Annotated in this window: 19 protein-coding genes; 11 read left to right on the top strand and 8 right to left on the bottom strand. The window is 67.7% G+C overall.

Annotated features, from left to right (window positions below; all coding sequences use genetic code 11):
* Nucleotides 1-46: 46 nt before the first annotated feature.
* Together BOSE125_RS13210 and BOSE125_RS13205 are read right to left on the bottom strand one after the other, a co-directional pair.
* Nucleotides 47-2,521 (bottom strand): S-layer homology domain-containing protein, encoded by a 2,475-nt coding sequence (locus BOSE125_RS13210; RefSeq protein ID WP_159553237.1) that lies wholly within the window; start codon nucleotides 2,519-2,521, stop codon nucleotides 47-49.
* 228 nt (nucleotides 2,522-2,749) lie between these two features.
* Nucleotides 2,750-3,520: an IclR family transcriptional regulator gene (locus tag BOSE125_RS13205; RefSeq protein ID WP_159553235.1), complete on the bottom strand. Its 771-nt coding sequence runs from the start codon at nucleotides 3,518-3,520 to the stop codon at nucleotides 2,750-2,752.
* A gap of 87 nt (nucleotides 3,521-3,607) precedes the next feature.
* On the opposite strand from BOSE125_RS13205, the gene BOSE125_RS13200 reads away from it, so the two are divergent.
* Nucleotides 3,608-4,624 (top strand): ABC transporter substrate-binding protein, encoded by a 1,017-nt coding sequence (locus BOSE125_RS13200; protein WP_159553233.1) that lies wholly within the window; start codon nucleotides 3,608-3,610, stop codon nucleotides 4,622-4,624.
* A gap of 14 nt (nucleotides 4,625-4,638) precedes the next feature.
* Nucleotides 4,639-5,916 carry a cytochrome P450 gene (locus tag BOSE125_RS13195; protein WP_159553231.1) on the top strand — a complete coding sequence of 426 codons (1,278 nt, stop codon included), beginning with the start codon at nucleotides 4,639-4,641 and terminating at the stop codon, nucleotides 5,914-5,916.
* A gap of 3 nt (nucleotides 5,917-5,919) precedes the next feature.
* On the opposite strand, the gene BOSE125_RS13190 is transcribed toward BOSE125_RS13195, so the two are convergent.
* The gene (locus BOSE125_RS13190) at nucleotides 5,920-6,960 is read right to left on the bottom strand and encodes an ABC transporter substrate-binding protein (protein ID WP_159553229.1); all 1,041 of its coding nucleotides are present in this window, start codon (nucleotides 6,958-6,960) and stop codon (nucleotides 5,920-5,922) included.
* A gap of 135 nt (nucleotides 6,961-7,095) precedes the next feature.
* Nucleotides 7,096-7,650 carry a MarR family winged helix-turn-helix transcriptional regulator gene (locus tag BOSE125_RS13185; RefSeq protein WP_159553227.1) on the bottom strand — a complete coding sequence of 185 codons (555 nt, stop codon included), beginning with the start codon at nucleotides 7,648-7,650 and terminating at the stop codon, nucleotides 7,096-7,098.
* Between BOSE125_RS13185 and BOSE125_RS13180 the strand changes: the two genes are divergently transcribed.
* A complete protein-coding gene (locus BOSE125_RS13180; protein ID WP_159553225.1) occupies nucleotides 7,637-9,319 on the top strand; it encodes a dihydroxyacetone kinase family protein in 1,683 nt (560 codons plus the stop codon). The genes BOSE125_RS13185 and BOSE125_RS13180 overlap by 14 nt on opposite strands.
* Before the next feature lie 34 nt (nucleotides 9,320-9,353).
* On the opposite strand, the gene BOSE125_RS13175 is transcribed toward BOSE125_RS13180, so the two are convergent.
* Complete coding sequence (locus tag BOSE125_RS13175; protein ID WP_159553223.1) at nucleotides 9,354-10,556, bottom strand: cytochrome P450; 1,203 nt, start codon at nucleotides 10,554-10,556, stop codon at nucleotides 9,354-9,356.
* A 68-nt stretch (nucleotides 10,557-10,624) separates the two neighbouring features.
* Nucleotides 10,625-11,590: a LysR family transcriptional regulator gene (locus tag BOSE125_RS13170; RefSeq protein WP_159553221.1), complete on the bottom strand. Its 966-nt coding sequence runs from the start codon at nucleotides 11,588-11,590 to the stop codon at nucleotides 10,625-10,627.
* A gap of 138 nt (nucleotides 11,591-11,728) precedes the next feature.
* Between BOSE125_RS13170 and BOSE125_RS13165 the strand changes: the two genes are divergently transcribed.
* Both BOSE125_RS13165 and BOSE125_RS13160 read left to right on the top strand, forming a co-directional pair.
* Nucleotides 11,729-12,058, top strand: coding sequence for a 2Fe-2S iron-sulfur cluster-binding protein (locus BOSE125_RS13165; protein WP_159553219.1), 330 nt, complete (start codon nucleotides 11,729-11,731; stop codon nucleotides 12,056-12,058).
* 3 nt (nucleotides 12,059-12,061) lie between these two features.
* Nucleotides 12,062-13,402, top strand: a complete 1,341-nt coding sequence (locus BOSE125_RS13160) for an NAD(P)/FAD-dependent oxidoreductase (RefSeq protein WP_159553217.1) — start codon at nucleotides 12,062-12,064, stop codon at nucleotides 13,400-13,402.
* A 34-nt stretch (nucleotides 13,403-13,436) separates the two neighbouring features.
* Here BOSE125_RS13160 and BOSE125_RS13155 read toward each other — a convergent pair whose 3' ends face one another.
* Nucleotides 13,437-14,870: a GntP family permease gene (locus BOSE125_RS13155; protein ID WP_159553215.1), complete on the bottom strand. Its 1,434-nt coding sequence runs from the start codon at nucleotides 14,868-14,870 to the stop codon at nucleotides 13,437-13,439.
* A 156-nt stretch (nucleotides 14,871-15,026) separates the two neighbouring features.
* Nucleotides 15,027-16,556, bottom strand: a complete 1,530-nt coding sequence (locus BOSE125_RS13150) for an aldehyde dehydrogenase family protein (RefSeq protein ID WP_159553213.1) — start codon at nucleotides 16,554-16,556, stop codon at nucleotides 15,027-15,029.
* Nucleotides 16,557-16,943: 387 nt separating this feature from the next.
* Here BOSE125_RS13150 and BOSE125_RS13145 point away from each other — a divergent pair, with 387 nt between their 5' ends.
* The 6 genes from BOSE125_RS13145 (at nucleotide 16,944) to BOSE125_RS13120 (ending at nucleotide 23,652) form a co-directional block, all read left to right on the top strand.
* Nucleotides 16,944-17,807 (top strand): transketolase, encoded by an 864-nt coding sequence (locus BOSE125_RS13145; RefSeq protein ID WP_236558005.1) that lies wholly within the window; start codon nucleotides 16,944-16,946, stop codon nucleotides 17,805-17,807.
* Nucleotides 17,808-17,809: 2 nt separating this feature from the next.
* Complete coding sequence (locus tag BOSE125_RS13140; protein ID WP_159553209.1) at nucleotides 17,810-18,895, top strand: transketolase family protein; 1,086 nt, start codon at nucleotides 17,810-17,812, stop codon at nucleotides 18,893-18,895.
* Entirely contained in the window at nucleotides 18,892-20,034 is a 1,143-nt protein-coding gene (locus BOSE125_RS13135) for a zinc-binding dehydrogenase (protein ID WP_201301209.1), read from the top strand. Before BOSE125_RS13140 ends, BOSE125_RS13135 begins: the two co-directional genes overlap by 4 nt.
* Nucleotides 20,031-21,560 (top strand): sugar ABC transporter ATP-binding protein, encoded by a 1,530-nt coding sequence (locus tag BOSE125_RS13130; protein ID WP_159553207.1) that lies wholly within the window; start codon nucleotides 20,031-20,033, stop codon nucleotides 21,558-21,560. Before BOSE125_RS13135 ends, BOSE125_RS13130 begins: the two co-directional genes overlap by 4 nt.
* A gap of 1 nt (nucleotide 21,561) precedes the next feature.
* The gene (locus BOSE125_RS13125; protein WP_236558003.1) at nucleotides 21,562-22,569 is read left to right on the top strand and encodes an ABC transporter permease; all 1,008 of its coding nucleotides are present in this window, start codon (nucleotides 21,562-21,564) and stop codon (nucleotides 22,567-22,569) included.
* A gap of 81 nt (nucleotides 22,570-22,650) precedes the next feature.
* Nucleotides 22,651-23,652 (top strand): sugar ABC transporter substrate-binding protein, encoded by a 1,002-nt coding sequence (locus tag BOSE125_RS13120; RefSeq protein ID WP_159553203.1) that lies wholly within the window; start codon nucleotides 22,651-22,653, stop codon nucleotides 23,650-23,652.
* Nucleotides 23,653-23,742: the final 90 nt, after the last annotated feature.

The raw sequence follows: 23,742 nt of genomic DNA, 5'->3' as shown, positions 1-23,742 counted from the left end.
GGTGACACCGGCGTGTCTCGACAGGTAGCGCTCTCGTGATGGTGGATCAGTCGAGCATGAACACGTCCAGGACTTCCGGCTGCGCGTCCGGGTTATTGGTGTCCAGGATGAACGAGGTCACCGAGCCGGCCTGGGCGTCCAGGTTGGTGAAGATGCTGTAGTCATTGGAGGCCACGTACGGGGCGTCCTGGTCCGGGTCCACCAGGGATGCGAACGGACGCTCGGACGGAACGATCGGCTCGAGGCCGCCCGGGCTGCCCTGCTCCACGTAGTTGTCCGCGTTCCACGGGGCACCCGGCACCGGGCGGGAGTCGCCGGAGAGCTCGTGGTAGGCGCCGTAGGAGTTGCCCACGTTGGAGGTCTCCAGGTAGTTCACGCCGTTCTCGGACTCGAAGCGGTTCCACAGGTGGGAGTGGCCGTTGAACACCAGGTCCACGGAGGTGCCCTCGGCGTCGATCAGCGGAGTGAGGTCGGTGAGGAGCTTGTTGTTCTCCGCCTCGTACTCGTAGCGGATACCGGTGACGTTGCCCTCGGCGTCCTTCTCCTCGATCTTCGTCGGTTCGGCGAAGGCGGGGGTCACGTTGTCACCCAGGCCCTGCGGGCCCTCGTGCATCATGACGACCACGTTCTCGGCCTCGGTGGTGGCGTCCGAGGCCAGCTCGTCCTGCAGCCAGCGGTACTGGTCCGAGTCCACGGCCAGGGTCTCGAAGATGAATGAGCCGTGGCCCTGGGACATCGGGTCGTCCAGCGTGTCCGCGGCCTCCTGGAAGCGCGAGGCGGCCTGACGCGCCGCCGGATCGGACTCGGCGGTGCCGGAGCGCCAGATGCGCGTGGAGTAGAGCGAGATCAAGCGGGTGTTGCCCACGGTGGTGGCGTAGTACGTCTCGCCGCCGGACTCGGACTCGGGCAGCGTGAAGAGCTCCTCGTAGGTGGTGGTGGAGAAGGAGTTGTCCTCGATCCACTGCTCCTTGACCTCGGCGTGGCCGTCCGGGTTGACCTCTACTGCGACCTTCTCGTACTCAGCCTCGGCCACCTCGCGCGGCACCGGGGAGTTGAAGGACTCGTCCAGGGAGTTCATGCCGTCGACCCGGCCCTGGACCTCGTGGTTACCGATGGCCGTGTAGAGCGGGGCATACTGCAGGATCTCGCCGCCGTCGTACGTCTCGCCGTTCGGGGCCTCGAAGCCGGCGTTGCCCTGCAGCCCGCGGAAGAAGGCCAGGCCGTTCTCCGAGTCGAACCACTCGGAGGCGCGGTCCGGGACGTTGGCCAGGTCGCCGGCCATGAAGACGGCGTCGATGTCACCGATGACCGTCTCGGCCCACTCGAGGTTGGCCGGGGTGTTGTTCTTGGCCTGGTGGTCCGAGGTCAACAGGATGTTGGCGTCCTCCTCGGCGGTCTTCGCGTCCTCGAGGGAGAACGTGTCCGAGAGGACCGGCTCGCCGTCCAGGATGGAGACAACGCGGTAGTCGACCTCGCCGGCGTCCTCCAGCCCGGTCACGGTGGCCTCGTGGCGGAAGATGTCCCGGGAGACGATGCCGTCCTCTTCGGCCGGGGCGTCGGACAGCACCGAATCGGCGTCCTCAGCAGTGCGGGACATCTGCATGGACTCGGCCTTGGTGACGGTGAACTGTGTGTTGTTCGCCTCGGACTGGAACACGCCGTTGCGGGCGTTGCTGGCCTTGTCCACGGTGGGCATCAGGTCCTCAGCGGTCAGCCCGTAGACGTCACCGGTGATGACCCAGTGCTGGCTGCCCTCGAGCTCGGTGAACCAGGCGACGTTGGTCTGGCCGACCTCGGGAACCTGCAGGAACGGATCGGTCAGCAGGACCGGCTCGCCGGCGGGCATCTCGGGTTCCTCCGTAGCGAGCTGGGACTCGTTGTAGCGGAACATCAGGGCGGCGACTTCGCCACGGGTGATGGGTTGGCTGGGGCGGAAGGAGTTGTCCTGGTAGCCCACGCTGAGGCCTTCGGAAGCCATCCAGGTGATGGAGTCGTGGTGGGCATTGGTCTTCGGGACGTCGGTGAAGCTCAGGTGCGGGTTCTCGACCTCGGGGTCGAGGGCGCGGTAGAGGAAGGAGGCGAACTCTCCGCGGGTCACGTTCCGGTCGGGTTTGAACTCGCCGTCCACATAGCCGGTGGTGATCTCCTCGGCCACGCCCCAGGAGATGGCGTCGAAGTGGGCGTTGGTCTCCGGGACGTCGGGGAAGGTGGCGGTGGGCTCGACCTTCGGCTGCAGGTACCGGTGCACCAGGGACAGGGATTCACCGCGGGTGATGTCGGTGAAGGTTCCGAAGGAGTTGTCGGCGAAGCCCTCGGCCAGGTCGGAGCACTGCATCCACCGGATGAAGTCGTAGTAGTGGTTGCCCGGTTCGTTGTCCCGGAAGTCCGCCGCGCTGCACTCAGCGCCGGGCTGGGCGGGTGGGCCGGCCGGCTCTGCGGTGGTGGTGGCTGTGGCCGGGGTGGCCAGGAAGCCGATGGTCATGAGTCCGGCCAGGGCGGCCGCGGGTAGCTTGCGCTGCATGTTGGGGGCTCCGATGTTCAGGCCTGGAGCGCCTGTCCGTGCGAGAGCCAGGCGCGAGTGATGAGCGGCGGGGTTCCCCCCACCGTGACCTGGACAGTTCAGCGGTCGCCGTCAACGCGCAGGAGAGCGCCCGGTGAACACCACGCTAAGAACGGTGGACATCGGCGCCATGTCCGGGGCCAGGCCGGTTCTGGTTCAGGGCAGGATCAAGGCCGGATCAGGTCGGACTCAGGCCCGGCGCCCACTGGTCAGGGTCGCGTAGTCCCGGGTGATCGCCGCGGCGGCGGTCTGCAGCAGGGTGACGTACGGCAGGGCGGGGGCGGCGTCGTTGGGGACGATGACAGAGAGTGCGCCCAGCAGGTCATCCTGATGCCCGCGCAGCGGGACCGCGATACCGCGTGCAGCGGTGTGCAGGAAGCCGTCGTTGACCACGTGACCGGTGCGGCGGATCTCGGCGAGGCGGCGGCGGATCTGGGCCGGGTCCGTCACGGTCATCGAGGTGAACTGCTTCAGTCCGGCGGCCAGGGCGGCCTCCTGTTCCCGGTCCGGCAGCCACGCGAGTTGCACGAGGCCGGAGGAGGAGGCCAGTGCGGGCAGCCGCTGGCCGATCACCGAATAATTCACGACGGCGTCCGGCGCGGACAGGCGTTCGATGAACAGGACGTCGCGGCCCGAGAGGATCCCGATCTGGGCATGCTGCCGGACGGCATGGTGAACCTTCTGCAGGTGGGGCAGGGCCGCGGCTCGCAGACCGGCGGCACCGGGGGAGCGCGCAGACCATTCCCAGATCCGCGCCCCGAGCCGGTAGGTCCGGTCCGGGGCGCGTTCGAGCAGGCCGAGTGAGGTCAACTCTCCCAGCAGCCGGTGAGTGGTGGACACCGGGCTGCCGGTGCGTTGGGCGATCTCGGTGGCGGTGAGAAACACCGAGTTGGAGTCGAAGGCATCCAGCAGGTCCACTGCACGGCTCAACGAAGACCGACCCGCGGACGTTCTGGCCATGCGTTTCCTTTCAAAGGGATGACTCCGATGAAAACAGTGTGACATGACTCATAGTCGAAGACACCCCCGTCCACCAAGGAGACCACGATGCCCACACAAAGACTCCTGGCCGCCCGACGCCGCAGCCTGCTGGCCGCCGGCGTCCTGTCTGTTGCCGCTCTGACCCTGACCGCCTGTGGTTCCGGCTCACCCAGCAGCGCCGAAGCGGACACCGCCAAATCGTCCGCCGCCGCCGGCGAGGGCTCAGATGCGTTGGAGGCCGTCAACATCGGCTACTTCCCGCTCGTGCACACCTCCACCCTCGTCAATGCCGACGAGCAGGGGTACCTCGAGGACGCCGGCATCGATGCCGAGCTGACCCAGACGCAGGGTGGCGCGGCGGCCATTCCGGCCCTGGCCTCCGGCAATGTGGACATCACCTACGCCAACTACACCTCGGCTCTGTTGGCCGCCCAGCAAGGGCTGCCCATCGTCCTGATCGCCGGCAACGACGTCGGCGCCGACGATCACGGAATCTACGTGGACCCGGACTCGGGGATCGAGGAGATCGCCGACCTGAAGGGCAAGAGCTTTGCCGTCAACAACCTGCAGAACATCGGCACGGTGGCCCTCTACGCCCAACTCGAGGAGGCCGGGCTCTCACCGGCCGACGTCGAGGTGATGGAGATGCCGTACCCGGACATGGCCGCCGCCGTGCAGAACGGCAACGTGGATGCCGTCTGGCAGGTCGAGCCGTTCCAGGCTGTCTCCGAGAAGGAGGGGCTGGTGAAGATCGGCAACCTGTTCGCGGGTCCGGCCGAGGAGATGCCCGTGGCCGGATGGATCACCACCCGGGAGTACGCCGACTCCCATCCCGAGGTCATCGACGGTCTGCGCTCGGCCCTGTCCTCATCCATGGAGGATCTCGACGGCAACCGCGAGGCCTTCAGCGCCCTGGTGCCGGAGTTCACCACGGTCACCGCCGAGGTGGTGCAGGAGATCGAGCTGCCCGTGTTCTCCGCCGAGCTGGACCTCGAGAAGCTCCAGCAGGGCGCCGACCTGATGCTCGAATACGACCTGATCGACGAGGCCCTGGACGTCCAGGGCACGGCCTACACCGATTGACAGGAGAAGCCCTCATGACTGACACCACCGCCATCCAGGCCCCGGCGAATCCCCACGGGGAGCGACCTGTCCCGCCCCTCGACGTCCCTCCCTCACCTGCCGGCGTCCCGGTGGTCGACCTCGACCCATTCTCGGACGAGACGCTGACCGATCCCTACCCCTTGCATGAGACCCTGCGGGAGGCCGGGCCCGTCGCCTGGCTGCCCCGTTATGGCGTCTATGCGGTGGCCCGGTACGACGAGGTGGTCCACGTGCTGCAGAACCACGAGATCTTCGTGTCCGGGCGCGGTGTGGGGCTCTCGGACTACCAGAATGAGAAGCCCTGGCGGCCGCCGTCGCTGTTGTTGGAGGCGGACCCGCCCCAGCACACGCAGGCCCGCAAGGTCGCGACCTCGGTGTTCAACCCCAAGACCATGCGCCAGATTCGAGAGGAGTTCCAGGACACCGCCAACCGGATGGTAGACGAGCTCTTCGCCGAGGGCTCCACGGTGGAGATCGACGGGGTGGCCGAGCTGGCCGCCGCCTACCCGCTGTCCGTCTTCCCGGACTTCATCGGCCTGTCCGAGACCGGGCGGGAGAACCTGCTGCCCTACGGCAACATGGCGTTCAACGCCTTCGGCCCTCAGAACCACCTCTACGACCGGGCCATGGAGACCGGAGGCCAGGCGGCTCCGTGGATCGTCGAGCAGTGCGTGGTGGGCACCCCGAAGCCCGGTCGGTTCGGCGCGACCCTGCATGAGAAGGCTGCCGAGGCGGGGCTGGACGAGGACGAGGCCGCACGGTTGCTGCGCTCCTTCCTGACCGCCGGCGTGGACACCACGGTGCATGGCATCGGGGCCGCGCTGCGCGAGCTGGCCGAGCATCCGGAGCAGTGGGCCGCGTTGCGCCAGGATCCGTCCAAGGCCCGGGCGGCCTTCGACGAGACCGTCCGCTATATGGCTCCCGTCCAGACCTTCTTCCGCACGGTGAACGAGGACACCGAGGTGTCCGGTGTGCAGCTGCCCGAGGGGTCCAAGATCCTGATGTTCCTGGCTGCCGCGAACCGGGACCCGCGCCACTGGGAGGATCCGGACACCTTTGACATCAGCCGCCAGGCCTCCGGCCACGTGGGCTTCGGTTTCGGCATCCACTCCTGCGTCGGCCAGATCATGGCCCGGCTCGAGGGCGAATGTCTTCTCGGCGCGCTGGCCCGCAGGGTCGCCATGATCGAGGTGGTCGGTGAGCCGGAACTGCAGCTGAACAACACCCTGCGCGGCTGGGAGAGCCTGCCGCTGCGGTTGACTGCTGCCTGATCCCTACTGCAGCACGTCCACCACGAGTCCATCGAGCCCGGCCTCGGCATCCTCGATGATGCCGGCCTCCTGGGATGCCTCTGAACCGCGCAGCATGGCCTGCTCGGGGAAGCCCCAGCCGAACTTCGTGAGGATCATCGTCTCGGCAGTCTCCGGATCGATCTCGGTGAAGTTGGACAGCTCGGTCCGGAACTCATCCGGGTGCTCCGTGGCGTACTCCTGAGACTTCTTGACGACCTCCACAAAGTCCTTGACGAACTCCGGGTCCTGGGACCACTTCTGCTCCGAGGTCAGGTAGACGGCCGTCACGAACTCCGGATCCACATCGATGTAGGGGTCCGCGATCAGGCGATGTCCGGCCTCCTTGGCGTTGCCGAGGAACGGCTCCGAGGTGGAGATGGCGTCCACGGAGCCACGCTCCAGGGCTGGCTGCATGTCCGGGAGGGCCAGCTCGAGGAAATTCACCTGGTCAGGGTCTCCGCCAGCCTTCTTCACGGACTGGCGGATGGCTGCCTCGTGGAGCCCCTTGACCGCATTGACGGCCACGGACTTGCCCTCAAGGTCACCGGCATCCTGGATCTCCGAATCCTCCGGCACCACGATGCCACCGTGGTCAGCGCCGGGCTCGCCGGTGGTGCGGCCGCCCTCGGCCACGGCGATCACCGGAAGCCCCTTCTCGCGGGCCTGGAAGGCGTTGACACTGCCGGTGTAGACCATGTCGTACTGGTCCTGCAGCAGGGCCGGGATGGAGATCGAGCTTCCGGTGGTGAACTGGATGTCGATCGTCATGCCCTTCTCGGCGAAGAAGCCCTTCTCCTCGCCGAGGTAGATGGCCGCCACGTCCACCACGGGCACGGCGGCCACCCGTACGGTCTTCAGTTCGCCGTCGGCCGCGGTGCCGGAGGAATCGGAGTTCGCGGTGGAGTCAGCGCCCTTTGCGGGCGCCTCCGAGGAGGCGGCACCGGAGGTGGTGCCACTGCCGCAACCGGTCAGCAACAGCATGGTGGCGGCCGCGGTGGCGAGGGTGGCGCGAAGTCTGTTCATGGGTACCTGCCTTGGGTGATCCGGAGGGGGTCCGGTGGAGCATGACCGGGAGAGTCACGTTCCGAGTTGCAATTGCAACGAGTGTCGCATCTCACATACGATTCGACAAGTACCAAAAATCGGTGGCGTAGTGCTTCAGGATTCTTCGAGCGAAGGCGGGGTATTCATCAGAGGAATGTTCTCGTACATCCGACGCAGGAAGGACTGCAACTGGGCCCGTTCCTCGTTCGAGAAGCCATCCACCATCAGTTCGGCGCGCTCCAGGGCCACGGGGAGCACCGCATCGTGCACCTGGGCGCCCTGGGGAGTCAGGAACAACCGGCGGCGGGCACCATCCTGCTCCCAGCAGATGAGGCCCTTGTCCCGCAGTCGCTGGAGCCGGCGGCTGACCACCGACTTGTCCAGGGCCACCTGCTCCGAGATGTCCACGGCCTGGCATCCCGGGCGGTTGGACAGTGTGGACAGGATGGCGAAGTCCGGCGAGGTGACTCCGAACCGCTCGTTGTAGATCCGCGACCCGCCCCACACATGGGCGTTGTCCACGAGGGACAGGTAGGCCGGGGGGAAGGTCTCCCGGTCGATCGTGTGCTTGAGTCGGGTGCGGATCGGTTCGGCGGCGGACGTCATGTGGCCCATCAAACCACCAGTAGTGACCATCTCAGAGACGAAGGACAGCATGAAGAAGCTCATCAACAATCCGCGCGACGTCGTGGTCGAATCCCTGACCGGACTGGTGCGGATGAATCCGGGCCTTCGGTTGCTGGAGGGCTCCCGCACGGTGGTGGAGGCCCGGGCTTCCGAGCGTGGCCGGGTGGCCGTCCTCTCCGGTGGTGGTGCCGGCCACGAGCCGGCGCATGCGGGATTCGTGGGAGCCGGGATGCTGACCGGTGCGGTCTCGGGTGAGGTCTTCACGTCCCCCTCGGTGGACGACATCCTGGCCGGCATCCGTGCGGTGGACTCCGGGGCCGGGGTGCTGCTGATCGTGAAGAGTTACACCGGTGACCGGCTGAACTTCGGATTGGCCGCGGAGCTGGCCCGCGCGGACGGCATCGACGTGCGGATGGTCGTGGTGGCGGACGATGTCGCCCTCGCCGGTTCCAGCGACCACGCAGGGCATCGCGGAATCGCCGGCACGGTCCTGGTCCACAAGATCGCCGGGGCCGCGGCTGCCGCCGGCCAGGACCTTGATGCTGCGGCCCGGGTGGCCCAGTCCGCGGCGGATGCCCTTGCCACCATGGGCGTGGCCCTCGGCTCGTGCACGGTGCCGGCCGCCGGCAGTCCGAGCTTCGAGCTCGGGGAGGACGAGGTCGAGTGGGGCCTGGGGATCCATGGAGAGCAGGGGGTGGAACGCTCTGCCCTGCTCACGGCCACCGAGGCCGTGGACCGGTTGCTGTCGGCCTGCCTGGCGGTCGGTCGGATTCCCGACGCCGGCCGGGTCGCCCTGCTGGTCAACAACCTGGGTGGCAGCTCGGCGATGGAGATCTCCCTGGTGGCCGACGCCGCCCTGACCTGGTTGCGTGAGCGTGGCCTCGACGTGGTCCGGGCCTGGTCCGGCACCTTCTTGACGGCCATGGAGATGGAAGGCGTGTCCTTGTCCCTGCTGGCCGTGGATGACCGGCTGGTGGAGCTACTGGATGCACCGGTCCAGACGTCGGCGTGGCCGGCCCTGTCCGGCCGGGTGAACACTGAGCCCTTCCTGGCGGTGCCGCCGGCCGAGGCGTTCGGCCTGGAGGGCCCGGCGCTCGCCGGCCCGGGGTGGAGGGTGCTGGAAGACGTGTTGCAGGCGTTGCGGGACGCGGAACCTGAGCTCACGGCCATGGACCAGCAGGTGGGCGACGGCGACCTCGGCCACAGTCTGGACCGCGGCGCCAGGGCGGTGCTCCAGGAGCAGGCCAGCCTGCCGTGCCGTCCGGACCTGCTGCTGAGGCGGGTCTCCGCGGTGGCCCGTAAGAGCATCGGTGGCACCTCGGGGCCGCTGTACGCGGTCTTCCTGCTGAAGGCCTCCGCGGCGCTGGCCGGCATCGAGCAACCGGCATCCGCTGACTGGGCCAGGGCGCTGGCTGCCGGTCAGCGTGGGATCCAGGATCTGGGCGGGGCCTCCCCGGGGGACCGCACCATGCTGGATGCCCTCGCTCCGGCGGCTGAGGCCTTTGCCGGTGCCGGGTCCGAACCGCTGCCGGTGGCCCTGCGCGCGGCCGCCGACGCGGCCCGGGCCGGCGCCGAGGCCACGGCGGACATGGCCCCGCGCCGGGGCCGCTCCAGCTACGCGGGGGACCGCGTCAAGGGGCACCTGGACCCGGGTGCCTGGGCCGTCTACCTGTGGCTGGACGCGGCGGCCCGGGCGGCAGTCTGCGACTGACGCGCACTGCAGACTCCCGATCGGCGGGGCGGGGCTACTTCAGCGTCACCCGCATCGGCATCGAGGTGTAGCCGCGCAGCCAGTGGTTGAGTTTGCGCACGGGTTCGGCTGTGACCTCGAGTGAGTCCACGCGGGTGGCGAAGGCCGTCAACAGGCATTCGGCCTCCATGCGGGCCATCATCTGGCCCACACAGGCGTGGATGCCGTAGCCGAAGGCCGCGTGGCCGCGGACGTCGCGGGTGATGTCAAAGGCCTCCGGGTCGGTCCAGCGGCGCGGGTCCCGGTTGGCGGCGGAGAGACAGGTGATGATCTTCTGCTCTGGTTCCAGCACCACGCCGCCGAGTTCGGTGCGCGTGCCCACGGTCCGGCCGATGTAAGGACTCGGGGCATGGCACCGCAGCGTCTCCTCGAAGACCGTGCGGGCCAGAGAGGGGTCCCCGCGGAGGGCAGACCATGCATCCGGGGTGCGGGACAGGGCCAGCAGGGCGTTGCCGATCCCCAGCATGGTGGTGTCCAGCCCGGCGGAGAGGAAGGTCCGCACCAGCAGTCCGGCCGTCTCCTCCGTGATGGCTCCCTCGTCCGCCGCGGTGAAGAACTTCCCGGCGAGCTTGGTCTCATCCAGGTTCTCGCGCCGCATCTGCCATTCCACGTATTCTGTGGCCTCGGCCGCCTGGATCACCGCCTCCTCGTAGAGTGCATCGTCTCGAGGACCCATGGCCTGGAAGTTCAGGTTGGCGTACTTCAGCAGGTACTGCCGCCCCTCGGGGGCCAGTCCAACGGCGTCCGGCAGCACCCGCAGCGGGTAGGCCTCGGCGAGGTCTGTCACGGCATCGAACTCGCCCCGCGCGCAGACCTCGTCCACCACGGCGAAGGCCTCGGCCTGGAAGTCCTCCTTGAGCTGCTTGACGACCTTGAGGGAGAGCGCGGAGCTCATGAGCTTGCGCGTGGCGGTGTGCTGTGGCTGGTCCTGTTCCAGGATCACGCTCGGCTTGCGCCAGTTCGCCTCCAGTGCGGTGTTCGTCAGGCCGGTGCCGTGCGAGGAGATGAAGGTCTCCTGGTCCAGGAAGATCTCCTGGACCAGGTCCGCCCGCCCGGTGGCCCAGATGCCGTGGGACTCGAGCCAGACGATCGGGCCGGCCTCACGGATCGCGTCCTCGACGGGGTGGGGGTCCCGCAGCGAGGGGACGGAGAAGGGGTCCACGTCGAGAATGGGCGTGCCGCTGGCCACGGTGGTCATGGTCTCTCCTTCACCGGCCCAGAAGCCGATCGTTGCAATTGCAACTCAGTGTGCCATGAGTCACTACCTCAAGCAATGTCCGAGGCCTTTCGCAGGCGCCGATCCTCGTCGATGCGGGCGATGTGGGGCGCGAAGTTCGCCTCGGCGAAGGTGACCATCTCGGTGATGCGGCGCGGGGGCCGGCGTCGGGCCTGGGGTTTGAGCCAGGCGATGTGGACGAAGACGTTCCCGTCCTCGACGTGCAGGGGAACCTCGACCACCGGGTGACCGTCCACGGTCCACGGAGAGGCGTCCGGTTGCACCAGGATGGCCACTCCCAGGCCCTTGCCCACGAGGGCGCGGGTCAGCGGCAGGGATGAGGTGACCCAGGCGATGCGCTCGTCGTCCTCCGTGGTGTCCAGGTCCCGGAGCGTGTTGGCCTTGCTGGGGGCATCGCCGAGCAGGATGATCTTCTCCCCGGTCAGATCGGGCAGCGTCACGGAGGGCCGGTCCGCCAACGGGTGGTCAGCCGGCATCAGGACGTAGGGCGGCCGCTCGAGGATGGGCTGGTGGTCCACCTCGGCCGGGACCTCATGGAGGTAGGTGAACCCCACATCGATGGCACCGGAGGTCAGGCCGGCCATCAGCTCGGCATGCTGGACCTCCACGAAGGACAGCTCCACCAGGGGGTGCTCCGTGGCGAAGTCCCCCAGGAGCAGGGGCAGCACGTAGGGGGCCAGGGTCTGGTAGACGCCAATGGTCAACGGGCCGCGCAGCTGACCGTCCCGCTCCTGCAGGATCCGGCCGGCTTCCTGGGCGGTGTGGAGCACGATCCCCGCCTCGCGGTGTAACTGGCGGCCCGCGGCGGTGGGCCAGGCGCCCTGGGCTTTGCGGCGGACGAGGAGCCGCTGGCCGACCTGCTTCTCGAGCTCGTCGATCGCGGAGGACACCGAGGACTGGGCCGTGTGCAGGTCACGGGCTGCGGCGGAGAGGGAGCCGGTACGCACCACGGCATCGAAGATCTCCAACTGGCGCAGGGTGAAGGGCAGGGCCATGCGGCTCCTTTATCGGTAATAGCGATGAACTACCCCTAATCTTCCACTTTGCGCCGATGTGGTGTCCAGCACATTCTGGAGGTCACGCCACCCTCAGACCCCGGCACAGCTGCCGGGCCGATCTCCCAGGAGCCCACCATGCCCACCATCACGTATCACCAGCCCGACGGCGACACCCAGGTCATCGAGCTCGAGAAGCCCGACCGCATCATGCAGGCGGCGCTGAAGAACAGCGTCCCGGGCATCGTCGGGGAATGTGGCGGCCAGGCCATGTGCGCCACCTGCCACGTGTACGTCCGCGAGGAGTACCTGGACGCCCTGCCGGAGATCGGCGACGACGAGGAGGAGATGCTCGAGGTCACCGCCTCCGAGCGAGATGAGCGCCGCAGCCGCCTGGGCTGCCAGATCGAGGTCGGCGGCAGCGGCCCGGAGGCCATCGAGGTCGACATCCCGGAAGAGCAGGTCTGAACCATGAGCGCGAGCCAGCATCAGAGCCAGAGCCAAAACGTGTCCGCAGCGGCAGATCAGGACGCCCGCGGCGTCGTCATCATCGGCGGCGGCCAGGCCGGACTGCAGGCCGCCGCGTCCCTGCGCTCCGAGGGCTTCACCGGCGAGGTCACCATCGTGGCCGAGGAGCCCGGCCTGCCCTATCAGCGGCCGCCGCTGTCCAAGGACTACCTGAAGGCCCGTCCCACGGACGGTACTGACGGTTCAGGCGGCACCTCGGCCGCGCCCCTGCCACTGCGCGGTGCGGCGTTCTTCGCGGACCACGCCATCACCCTGCTCACCGGCACCGCCGCCACCAGCATGGACCGGCAGTCCCAAACCGTCACCCTCGCCGACGGCACCACCCTGGGCTACTCGTCGCTGGTGTTGGCCACCGGTGCCCGCAACCGCGAACTGCCGACCCCGGGCATCGACCTACCGGGCATCCACGGACTGCGCACCCTGGAGGACGCCGAACAGCTCGGCGCCGCGCTGGACACCGCGCAGAACGTGGTCGTGGTCGGCGCCGGGTTCATCGGCCTGGAATTCGCGACGGCGGCGCTCGCCCGCGGCTGCCACGTCACCGTCCTGGAGTTCGCGCCCCGCCCGATGGGCCGCGCGCTCACCCCGCTGCTGGGCGACTGGTTCGCCGGCGCCCACCGGGATCTGGGTATCGACCTGCGGCTGAACGAGGGCATCGCGTCCTTCGAGGCCGGCGACGACGGCCGGGTCTCCTTCGCGGTCTCGACCACCGGGGACCGGTACCCGGCAGACCTGGTGGTGGCCGGCGTCGGGGTCCAGCCGAACGACCAGCTGGCCGCCGAGGCCGGTCTCGAGACTGCCAACGGGATCGTGGTGGACGCGAACCTGCGCACCGCTGACCCGGACATCTACGCGATCGGGGACTGTGCCGCGTTTCCCTGCGTGCACGCCGGCGGGCCGTTCCGCCTGGAGTCCGTGCAGAACGCCACCGATCACGCCCGGCACGTGGCCGGCGTGATCCTCGGCGTCGACGTCCCGTATGCGGAGCTGCCGTGGTTCTGGTCCACCCAGGGGCCGTTCCGGCTGCAGATGGCCAACATCGTGCGGGCGGACGACGAGACCGTGGTGGTGGGGGACCCGGATCCTGCCAGCCCGAAGTTCTCCGTGTTCTGCTTCCGCGACGGGATCCTGGCAGCCGTCGAGTCCGTGAACATGCCCAGCGACCACCTCTCGGCCCGGAAGATCCTCGCCGCGGGCCTCGAGATCACCCGCGAGGAGGCCCTGTCCGAAGGATTCTCCCTCCGGGCGGCCTACAAGGAGCGGACCCGGTCCGCGGCGGTCTAGCCGGCACCCAGCACGTGCGCCGCCACCGCGTCGGCTAGGCGGGAAGTACCAGCGCGAGGATCACCACGATCGGCAGGGAGATGACCGAGGAGATGGACGTCGACATGGTGAGCGTCTTGAGGGATCCCTTGGTGGTGAGGCCGAGCAGCGAGTTGAACATCCAGAAGAAATTGCTGTTCACCTGGAGCGCGAACATTGCGCCGGAGGCGATGGCCAGGCCCATCGCAATGGGGCTCACGTCCACTGCGCCGAGCACCGGGGCGATGATGCCGGCCGCCGCGATGGCTGCGACGGAGACCGAGCCGATGGCCAGGTGCAGCAGCGCCGCGACGAACCACGCCAGCACGATGATGAGGACGGTCGGCATGCTCTCATTCGCCGTGAACAGGCCCGCTAGGAGCTGGTCGAGTCCCGAGGCGCCGATCACGGCACCCAGCGAGCCGCCCACGCCCGTGATGAGCAGGATCTCACCCGTGGTGTGAAAACCCGACTGCAGCGCATCCTGCGTGCGGCCATTGCCGTTCGTGATCCGGGAAATCAGGTAGGCCCCGAGCAGGCCGATGAACAGGGCGATATTGGCGTCCCCGAAGAACTCGATGACCGGGTTGGTGAACTCGAAAAGGCCTGCGAAGGCCCCGAAAGCGATGAGGACCAGCGGCACGATGATCGGCAGGAACAGCACGATCAGGGGTAGTTCACGCGCCGGCGCCGTGCTGGCAGAACCGGTCGTTCCACCGCCACCGGTTGATCCCCCGCCACCGGTGGTTCCTGCGTGGCCGGCTGAGTCCGCCTGGGCCTTCTGGAGGCGGGCCTCCTCAAGCTCCGAAACGGGGGTCGCGCCCTCGTCGGAGGAGGGCTTCCAGTAGTTCGTCCGCAGGATGAGGCGCATCACGAGCGTGGTGAGGAGGGCCGTGACCGGCCCGAGGACGAGGCCGTAGAGGAGCCAGTCGCCCAGCGGGATATCCATCAACCCGGTGATGGAGAGGGCAGCCAGACCGGGGACGACGAACACGTAACCCGAGAAGATCCCCGTGCCGAGCGCCGCGGCCAGCAGGGGCAGACCGTGCTTGCCGATCTTCGGTGCAGCGGATCGGGCAACCGGGGCCGCGAGGACCACCTGGACATCCACGTAGATGGACGGCATCACCACGGACAGCAAGGCCGCCATCGAGTACGGCAATCGATCCGCGCCCACCGTCCGCACGAGGACCGTCACGAGGCGAGTGAAGGCGCCACTGGCATGCAATTGGGAGCCGATGAGCACGCCGAAGCCGATGAGCAACCCGACCTCGACCATGATCTCACCGAATCCCGTGGTGATCGCCTCGACGGTGCCGGCCAGGCCCACTCCGGTGGCGATCCCCAGGTAGAGGCAGCCGAGGACGAGGCTGATGACCGGATCCACCTTGAGCCGGATGATGAGGACCACGATCACCAGGATGGCGATGAGTGTGTGGACGGCAATCATGGTGCGACCTTCCGCAAGAGCTGGAGGCGTCATTCATCGTGCGGAGTCGAATGGCCTAGGGATGCTGCGACTCGCCGACCCTAGCAAGCGTGTGAGCCGCAGCACAAAGGAGCCCCGCGGCCTCGACCGGGTCGCGGGGCTCCTGGGGCGAAGCGATCAGCCGACGGGCGTGCTGTCCGCCTCACCGGACGAGGGGCCGGCCTTCAGCAGGCCCAGGGCGTGGGGCTCCTGGAAGTTGCGCAGGCCGATGGTGCCCATCTCGCGGCCGATGCCGGACTGCTTGATGCCGCCGAAGGGGGCGCGCTGGTCCAGCAGGGCGGGGCCGTGGGTGTTGTGGAAGACATAGCCGGCCTGCAACCGGGAGCCGATCTCGATGGCGGTCTGCTCGTCCGAGGTCCACACGGAGTTGCACAACCCGTACTGCGTGTCGTTCACCATCCGGATGCCGTCCTCGAGGTCCTCGAAGGTGATGATCGGGATGGTCGGGCCGAACTGCTCCTCGGTGACCACGCGCAGGGCCGGGTCCGGGTCCAGCACCAGTGAGGGACGCATGAAGTTCCCCTCGGCCCATTCGCCGCCGGGTAGCTCGCCGAACTCGCGGACGTCCGCACCGGAGTCCTTGGCCTCCTGGACCAGGGCCTGCACGTACTCGAGCTGGGCCCTCTGGTGGAAGGGCCCCATGGTGGTGGCTGCGTCCGTGGCCGGGCCAAGCGTGGTGCCCTCCAGCCGCCGGGTCAGCTCCGCCACCAGCTCGTCCCTCTTGGAGGAGTGCACGTAGATGCGCTTGGCGTTCATGCAGACCTGGCCGGTGGTGCCGAAGATGCCCATGAACAGCAGGTCCATCCCCTGCTCGGTGAACTCGGCGTCCTCGAGGATCAGCACGCCGTCATTGCCCCCGAGTTCCAGGGTGACGTTGGTCAGCGTCTGCGCGGCCATGGACATGATCTTCTTGCCGCCGCCGACGGAGCCGGTGAAGCAGACCTTGGCCACGTCCTCGTTGGAGACCAAGGCCTCGCCGATCTCGGCGTCCGCGCCGGTCACCACGTTGAGCACGCCGGCGGGTAGCCGCTCCGCCACGCGCTGCACGGCGCGGGTGGTGGCCAGCGGGCAGGAGGGCGGCGGCTTGACCACCACGGTGTTCCCGGCCATCAGGGCGTAGGGCAGGGAGGCGCCGAGGATGGCGATGGGCCAGTTGAACGGCACGATGATCGTCACCACGCCCATCGGCTGGTGTGAGATGCGCACTTCGGTGGGTGGCCCCGGAAGGGTCTCGACGGCGTCCACCTCCTCGGCGAGGCCGATCGCCAGCTCGAAGCGCTGGACCAGGCCCATCAGGTCGAAGGTCGATTCCCCGACGACCTTGCCGTTCTCCGAGGAGAGGATGGCGGCCTCCCGTTCGGAGCCCTCCATGATGGCGGCCGCGGCCGTGGTCAGGGCCTCGGCGCGTTCGGTGGGGGACAGGGCGGCCCACGCCGGGAAGGCGTCCTTGGCGGCGGCCACGGCGGCCAGGGCCTGGTCCCGGGTGGCGGCCGCGGCCTGGCCGACGACCTCGGAGGGCTTGGCCGGATTGACCACGGTCAGTGTCGCCTCGCTCTGGTGCTCACGGCCCCCGTAGTACAACGGCGTGGTGGGAAGGTCCTGGTGATCTGTGTTTCCCGGCGAGCGGGAAGTGGTGGTGTCAGTCATGATGCCTCTTTCAGGGATGATGAATGCGGCCGTTCTGAAATGGAATGCCTAAAACATGAGCGGTGAAAACCGATTCCGCGATGAGACGGTGGGCCTCGGGGACGCGGGCGCGACCACGTGAGCCACATCACTTCAAGGATAGTGAATCAAAGGGGGCGCGGTGCGTCAAGGATGGGGTGGCCTGGCCGGATGGATTTCGCAGACCCGGAATCCCCATCGAGGAATCTTCCGAGAAAACCGCAGGTCAGAGAGCCAGTGACTGACTTAGAGCAAATTTGCGTGAAATACCCCTTTACGTGGGGCCCTTGCTGCGCCTAAGGTCTCGGGGAGACATAGATCACATCTCAGCAAAGTGGCTGGGGCAACGCGATTTCCCTGGGGGAACACATGGCCGCAACGATCACGAGACCGGAGACCAACGTTTCCGAGTTGGAAGACCTTTCGTATGAGCTGAGGGAAAAGTTACTCCTTCTCTGCGGAGAGTATGACGGTTCAGTGCACATAGGTGGCGACCTTTCTTGTGCTGATATTTTGACGTTGTTGTTCCAGTATGGGATGCACGTGGATCCACAGGATCTGCACAATCCCGAGCGGGACAGGTTCGTCCTCAGCAAGGGCCACGCGGCGGTCTGCATGTACATCACGATGGCCATCCGTGGCTTCTTCGACTACGACGACATCGTGCGTACCTATGGCCGGCTGGACTCCGCCTACGGCATGCATCCGTGCAAGGTGCAACTGCCCGGTGTGGAGGTGTCTACCGGCTCCCTGGGCCACGGGCTCCCGCTGGCCACCGGTATGGCCCTGCATGCCCGGCGCAACGGCATGAGCCACCGTGTCTTCACCCTGATGGGGGATGGCGAGACCGGCGAGGGCTCGGTCTGGGAAGCCGCCTTGGCTGCGAACAGCAACAACCTGGGCAACCTGGTGGCGTTCATCGACCGCAACCGCCAGCTGATGACGAGCTTCTCCGAGGAGCGCGTGAAGCTCGAGCCGTATCCGGACAAGTGGCGGGCCTTCGGCTGGAACGTGATCGAGGTGGACGGCCATGACATGGGCGCCCTCGTGGCAGCCTTCGACTCCCTGCCGGACCCGGATTCGGACACCCCCACGGTGATCGTCTGCGACACGGTCAAGGGCAAGGGCGTGGACTTCATGGAGGCCAATCTCGCCTGGCACGCCGGATCCCTCAATGACAAGGACCTCCAGCGTGCCCTCGCCGCGCTGGCCGATGGACGAAAGGCGGCATGACCATGGCCACCAACACCGCGAGTAGTGTCCCCACCAACACGGGCTCTGCAGAGAGTTCCGCGGCTACGGCGGGCATCCCCGGCGATCCCGAGCCGACCACCTCGTTCACCTTCGGGGAGTTGCTCTCCTCCCGGACCGTGATCGGCCAGACGCTGAAGGAACTCGGCGAGACCCATGACAACCTGTGGGTGCTGACTCCGGACATCGGGGCCACCCTGGTGGAGTTCCGCGACACCTTCCCGGACCGGTTCGTGGACGTGGGGCTGTCCGAGCAGGCCTGCGTGGGCATCGCGGCCGGCCTGGCCAATGAGGGCAACATCCCGGTGGTCTCCGGCATGCTGCCGTTCCTGAGCATGCGTGCGCTCGAGCAGGTCCGCTCGGACATCTGCTACCCGAACCTGCCGGTGAAGATCGTCGGCACGCACGGCGGGCTCGTCGGCAACGGCGGCTCCACCCACTACGCCGTCGAGGACCTGGGCCTGATGACCTCTCTGGTGAACATGACAGTCACCTCCATTGGTGATCCGCTGATGGTCGGAGAGGTCCTTCGCCAGTCCATGTCCATGACGGGTCCGCTCTACATCCGCCTGGCTGTGGGCAAGAAGGACAAGGTGATCTACGAGCCCGGCTCCGTCACCGTGGAGATCGGCAAAGGCATCACCGCCCGCGAGGGCACCGACCTCACCCTCTTCGCGCACGGCGAGACGGTGTCCCAGGCTCTCGAGGCCGCGGAGGTCCTGGCCGCCGAGCACGGCATCGACGCCCGCGTGGTGGACATGTTCACGCTCAAGCCGGTTGACGCCGACCTCATCCAGCGCTGCGCCGAGGAGACCGGTCGCTTCGTGGTGGTCGAGGACCACCTGGCCTATGGCGGGCTGGCCTCGCAGGTCTCGGACGTCATCGCGGATCGGGGCTTGCGGCTCGAGGGCTTCCGGCGGCTCGGCATCCCCCAGGTCTTCGCGGGCTTCGGTGAGGATACGGAGCTCCGGGACAAGCACGGTTACGGGCTGCAGGCCACCGTGGACGCGGCCCTCGCGGTGACCGAGGGCCGACCGACCCAACGCACCGGCGAGCGGAGCATCGCATGACCAGCACCAGCACCACCACCACCGTCAGCGCCGCCCCGGAACGGACCTCGAGCGGCGTGGAGACCGTCGCGGTCACCAAGATCGGCAGTCTTCGGGCCCCCGACGCCGGCCAGCGGGGCAGCATCGGCGTCGTCACTTTCCCGGCGGACACCGTCGGGCCTCAGGACGTGCGCATCACGGTCGCCTATGCCGCGATCTGTGGTTCCGACCCGCACCTGGCCGAGGGATTCTTCGGCACGGACGTGCCGATCGGGCTGGGACACGAGATCTCCGGCGTCGTGGCCGAACTGGGGCCGCAGGTCCGCCGCACCGACCTGCAGGTGGGGGACCGCGTCTCCGGGAACTTCGTCCGCTTCTGCGGGGCTTGCCCGCCCTGCCAGGACGGGCGTCAACAGTTCTGCGAACACCTGGGCGACTACAACCGTCCCGGCATGGCCCGGTCCGTGGTCTGGCACGAATCCCAGGTCTACAAGCTTCCCGAGGAGGTCTCGCTACTGAAGGGCTGCCTGCTGGAGCCCACCTCCGTGGCCGTGCGGATCGCGGACAAGACCCGTGTCCGGGCTGGCGACCGGGTGGCGATCTGCGGTGGCGGCCCCATCGGCCAGCTCACCCTGCAGCTCATGGCACGGTACGGGGCCACCTCCCTCACGCTCATCGAGCCGATCGCGGAGCGCCGCGAACTCGCCCGGCGTTTCGGAGCGCTCCACGTGATCGACCCCAATGGCGAGTCCCTGGAGGAGCGGACACGCGAGATCACCGCGGGGGAGGGATTCGACGTCGTGATCGATGCCTCCGGCTCCCGGCACGCGGTGGCCGGACTGCTGGACATCGCGGCTCCGGGCGGCACCGTGGTCTACGGGGCCATGTATCCGGAGGACTACGAGCTGCCGCTGAACCTCTCCGACTACCTGTACCGCAAGGAGCTGACCCTGACCGGGGTCTTCGTCTCCCCGTACACGTTCCCGCGCGCCGTGCGCGTCCTCGCCGAATTGGACCTGGAACCCTTCCTGCAGTCGGTCTTCGACCTGGAGAACGCGTCCGAGGCCTTCGACATGCATGTGAGCGGCGAGCATCCGAAGGTGGTCATCCGCTGCAACGACCTGACGGACGACGGCACCGAGAGGGCAGAACGCCGATGAGTGCCTCCACCGCAGAGCCGGTCGCGCCGCCGGCCGCACGCCTGGCGCTGCAGGCCACATCCATCTCCAAGCATTTCGACGGTGTGGCCGCGCTGACGGACGCCCGGCTCGACGTTCGGCCGGGGGAGATCCACGCCCTGCTGGGGGAGAACGGTGCCGGCAAGTCAACGTTAATCAAGATCCTGACGGGGGTCTACCGGCCGGATGCCGGCTCGATCGCCTCGGATGGCGAGCCCGTGCAGTTCACCGGGGTGAAGGACGCCCATCAGGCCGGCGTGGTGGCCCTGTACCAGGAACTGTCCATCGTGCCGACGATCAGTGTGGCCGAGAACATCCTGCTCGGTGAGCGCACCCCGAACACCGCGGGCCTGGTGCGGTGGCCGGAGGCCAACCGTGAGGCCCGCCGGCACCTGGATCGTCTCAACCAGCGCATCCCCGTCCGTCGGCTGGCGGGACAGCTCTCGCCGGTGCAGCAGACGATGGTGGCCGTGGCGCGTGCTCTGGCCGCCGACGCTCGCGTTCTCATCCTTGATGAACCCACCGCCTCCCTGACGGATACCGAGATCAAGGACCTCTTCGCGGTGCTGCGCAGCCTGCGCGACGAGGGGGTCGGGATTGTCTACGTCTCACACCGTCTGGAGGAGGTGTTCGAGCTGTGCGACCGCGTGACCATCATGCGCAACGGATCGACCATCTCCACCCGGGACGTCGCGGACATCACGATCGAGGGTGTCATCTCCACCATGGTCGGCCGCGACCCGGGGGAACTGTTCCCGGACCGGGGAACCGCGACGGACCGCGCCGTGGTGTCGGTCGAGTCACTGACCGGCCGCCGGGTCCAAGACGTCTCGTTCACGGCGCATGCCGGTGAGGTCCTCGGTATCGGGGGCCTGGCAGGGTCCGGTCGCAGCGAACTCCTGCGTCTGCTGGCCGGTGCCCAGAAGTTCACCGGAGGCACCATCACGGTGGCGGGGCGGGAACTGCCCGCGAAGGGCGATGTCGGCGCGGTCCTGAATGCCGGCATGGTGCTGGTTCCCGAGGAGCGCCGCAGTCAAGGCGTCTCCCTGAACGCCTCGATCCAGGACAACATCGCCCTGGCCAATCTGGAGAAGGTCAGCACCGGCGGATGGGTGTCAGCCCGCCGCGTGACCGAATTGGCGCGCCGGAGTATGGAGAACCTGCGCATCAAGGCGCGCGGCCCACGTCAGCACGTCGGCTTGCTCTCGGGCGGCAACCAGCAGAAGGTCGTCCTGGCCAAGATGCTGGCCCGGGAGCCGCACGTGCTGCTACTCGACGAACCCACCCGGGGAATCGACGTCGGCACCAAGGCCGAGATCTACCGGCTCATCCGCGAGCTCGCTGCCCAGGGGACCACGATCATCGCCGTGAGTTCCGAACTCCCAGAACTGATCGGTCTCTCCGATCGGATCCTCATCATGCACGAGGGACGGATCTCCGGGCAGGTGCCCGCCGAGGGTGCCGACGAGGAACTCCTGCTCTCCTACTGCTACGGAAGGAATGCCTGACATGGCAACCACCGAAACCGTCTCGGCAGCGCCGTTGCCCCAAGACCGGCCCGACGAGCCCCGTGAAGAGCGCAAGTCCCTCTCTCAGATGGTGCTCCAGAGCGGCACCATCATCGCCCTCGTGGGGCTGATCGTCATCTTCGGCATCATGAGCCCCGGTGGATTCCTCAGCCTGGGGAACCTGACAAACATCCTGGCGCAGGTCGCCATCCTGACCATCATCGCGGGAGCCCAGACAATCGTCATGGTCACCGGGCATTTCGACCTCTCTGTCGGCACCACGGCCACCCTCTCCGGAGCCAGCGCCTCGGCCTTCATGCTGTCCGGCCTCCCGGTCCCCGTCGCCATCATCCTGGGGCTGCTGGTCGGCCTGGGAGTGGGCATGATCAACGGCTTCCTGGTGGCCTTCCTGAACATCTCGGCCATCGTGGCCACCCTGGCCACCCTGACCACCGTCGGCGGTCTCGCCTTCATCGTCACGGACGGTACCACCCTGTACGGCATGCCGGAGGTCTTCTACTGGGTCGGCCAATCCCGCATCGCCGGCCTGCCCATGCCCGTGGTCATCGCCCTGGTCGTCGCCTTGATCATCTGGATCGTGCTGAAGTACACCACGGTCGGTCGCCGCTGGTACGCCGTCGGCGGCAATGCGGACGTCGCCCGGTTATCCGGCGTCAGCGTGCGCGGCAACGTGTTCTGGGCCTTCGCCCTGGCCGGCCTGGTTTCAGGGATGGGTGGAATCGTCCTGGTCAGTCGGCTGTCCAGCGCCAGTGCCACCAGCGCCAACGACTACATGATGCTGGCCGTGGCAGCGGTCTTCCTGGGCATGACGCTCTCCAACTCCGGCCAGGCCAACCTTGGCGGGACCCTCGTAGGCGTCGGCATCATCGGCGTCCTGCAGAACGGCCTGAACATCGTGGGCGTCAACACCTACGTGCAACAGGTGCTGACCGGCATCATCATCGTCGCCGCCGTGCTGCTCTCATCCTTCAAATCACGCCGGGCGTGACGCCCGTCAGTAGTCATCTCCATCACCCCCTGTCACCCCTCTATCCCCACACCACGGTGTGCCCTACCTCGGGAGAAACCCATGCGCACTCGACTGAAGATCATCACCGGCCTCGCTGCGGCCGCCATGCTCGGCCTGACCGGCTGCTCCGGCCCTGGCACCGGCGCCGAAGCAGGTGGAACCTCCGGAGGCTCCGGCGATGACGGCACCTTCAAGGTCGCCGCCTTCACCGCCGGCTACGCGACGCCTGGCGGCAAACTGACCCTGGACAAGTTCGTGGAGGAGGGCAAGGCCAAGGGCTGGGACGTCACCCTCTACACCTCCGACTTTGACTACGACAAGATCAACTCGGACATGCAGTCCGCCATCACCCAGGGGGCAGACGTCATCCTGGCGGGCTTCCCCGATCCACGCCAGATCGCCCCGCTCGTCAACGCCGCCGAGTCCGCGGATATCCCCATCTTCTCCATCGATGGCGGGGTGGAACCCAACGAGGACTTCGTGGAGGACGTCACCTTCGACCAGGACCAGCTCGCTTCACTCACCGTGGGCGCGCTCGAGGAAGCCATGGGCGGCCTCGAGGGCAAGGACGTCATGGTGATCGGCCATGATCCCCACATCGGCATCATGACGCGCAGCAACCTGGCCTACGACATGCTCGAGGAGGCAGGGGCCAACATCGCCGGCGGTGAGATGAAGCAGGCGTTGAACCCGGGCACCTCCCAGGAGGAGGCACTGAAGTTCGTCACCGACTTCCTGCAGGCCAACCCGGAAGGCTTGGACGGGGTCTGGGTCGGCTGGGACCACGCCGCACTGGGCGCCGCCCAGGCCATCAACGAAGCCGGCCGGGATGACATCTACGTCACCGGCGTGGACGCGCTCGGCGTGGCCGTCGAGGAGATCAAGAAGGACGGTCCGTTCTACGCCTCCGTCCACCAGGACTGGTTCTCCGTCGTCGACGTCGTGGTCGAGGACATCGAGGCCTACCGGGCTGATGGCACCCTGCCCGAGGAGAACTTCGTCGAGGTCGAGGGCGAGCTGATCGACCGCAACAATGCGGCCGACTTCACCCCGTCCATGTGACCCCGGGGGCGTGTCTGACCCGGCGGCAGTTACACCGCCGCCGGCCGGCCACGCCCCCACCCCCGGAGAACGATGAGAGAGGCCCGTATC

It is taken from the genome of Citricoccus sp. K5 (assembly GCF_902506195.1).
Lineage (GTDB): Bacteria > Actinomycetota > Actinomycetes > Actinomycetales > Micrococcaceae > Citricoccus.
Note: the sequence above shows the minus strand (reverse complement) of the source record. Positions and strands in the feature narration are given on the sequence as shown.

Excerpts from the sequence above, each read along its gene's own strand:
- BOSE125_RS13210 (WP_159553237.1), bottom strand. The coding sequence starts at position 2,521 with ATGCAGCGCAAGCTACCCGCGGCCGCCCTGGCCGGACTCATGACCATC.
- BOSE125_RS13205 (WP_159553235.1), bottom strand. The coding sequence starts at position 3,520 with ATGGCCAGAACGTCCGCGGGTCGGTCTTCGTTGAGCCGTGCAGTGGAC.
- BOSE125_RS13200 (WP_159553233.1), top strand. The coding sequence starts at position 3,608 with ATGCCCACACAAAGACTCCTGGCCGCCCGACGCCGCAGCCTGCTGGCC.
- BOSE125_RS13195 (WP_159553231.1), top strand. The coding sequence starts at position 4,639 with ATGACTGACACCACCGCCATCCAGGCCCCGGCGAATCCCCACGGGGAG.
- BOSE125_RS13190 (WP_159553229.1), bottom strand. The coding sequence starts at position 6,960 with ATGAACAGACTTCGCGCCACCCTCGCCACCGCGGCCGCCACCATGCTG.
- BOSE125_RS13180 (WP_159553225.1), top strand. The coding sequence starts at position 7,637 with ATGAAGAAGCTCATCAACAATCCGCGCGACGTCGTGGTCGAATCCCTG.
- BOSE125_RS13185 (WP_159553227.1), bottom strand. The coding sequence starts at position 7,650 with ATGAGCTTCTTCATGCTGTCCTTCGTCTCTGAGATGGTCACTACTGGT.
- BOSE125_RS13175 (WP_159553223.1), bottom strand. The coding sequence starts at position 10,556 with ATGACCACCGTGGCCAGCGGCACGCCCATTCTCGACGTGGACCCCTTC.
- BOSE125_RS13170 (WP_159553221.1), bottom strand. The coding sequence starts at position 11,590 with ATGGCCCTGCCCTTCACCCTGCGCCAGTTGGAGATCTTCGATGCCGTG.
- BOSE125_RS13165 (WP_159553219.1), top strand. The coding sequence starts at position 11,729 with ATGCCCACCATCACGTATCACCAGCCCGACGGCGACACCCAGGTCATC.
- BOSE125_RS13160 (WP_159553217.1), top strand. The coding sequence starts at position 12,062 with ATGAGCGCGAGCCAGCATCAGAGCCAGAGCCAAAACGTGTCCGCAGCG.
- BOSE125_RS13155 (WP_159553215.1), bottom strand. The coding sequence starts at position 14,870 with ATGATTGCCGTCCACACACTCATCGCCATCCTGGTGATCGTGGTCCTC.
- BOSE125_RS13150 (WP_159553213.1), bottom strand. The coding sequence starts at position 16,556 with ATGACTGACACCACCACTTCCCGCTCGCCGGGAAACACAGATCACCAG.
- BOSE125_RS13145 (WP_236558005.1), top strand. The coding sequence starts at position 16,944 with ATGGCCGCAACGATCACGAGACCGGAGACCAACGTTTCCGAGTTGGAA.
- BOSE125_RS13140 (WP_159553209.1), top strand. The coding sequence starts at position 17,810 with ATGGCCACCAACACCGCGAGTAGTGTCCCCACCAACACGGGCTCTGCA.
- BOSE125_RS13135 (WP_201301209.1), top strand. The coding sequence starts at position 18,892 with ATGACCAGCACCAGCACCACCACCACCGTCAGCGCCGCCCCGGAACGG.
- BOSE125_RS13130 (WP_159553207.1), top strand. The coding sequence starts at position 20,031 with ATGAGTGCCTCCACCGCAGAGCCGGTCGCGCCGCCGGCCGCACGCCTG.
- BOSE125_RS13125 (WP_236558003.1), top strand. The coding sequence starts at position 21,562 with ATGGCAACCACCGAAACCGTCTCGGCAGCGCCGTTGCCCCAAGACCGG.
- BOSE125_RS13120 (WP_159553203.1), top strand. The coding sequence starts at position 22,651 with ATGCGCACTCGACTGAAGATCATCACCGGCCTCGCTGCGGCCGCCATG.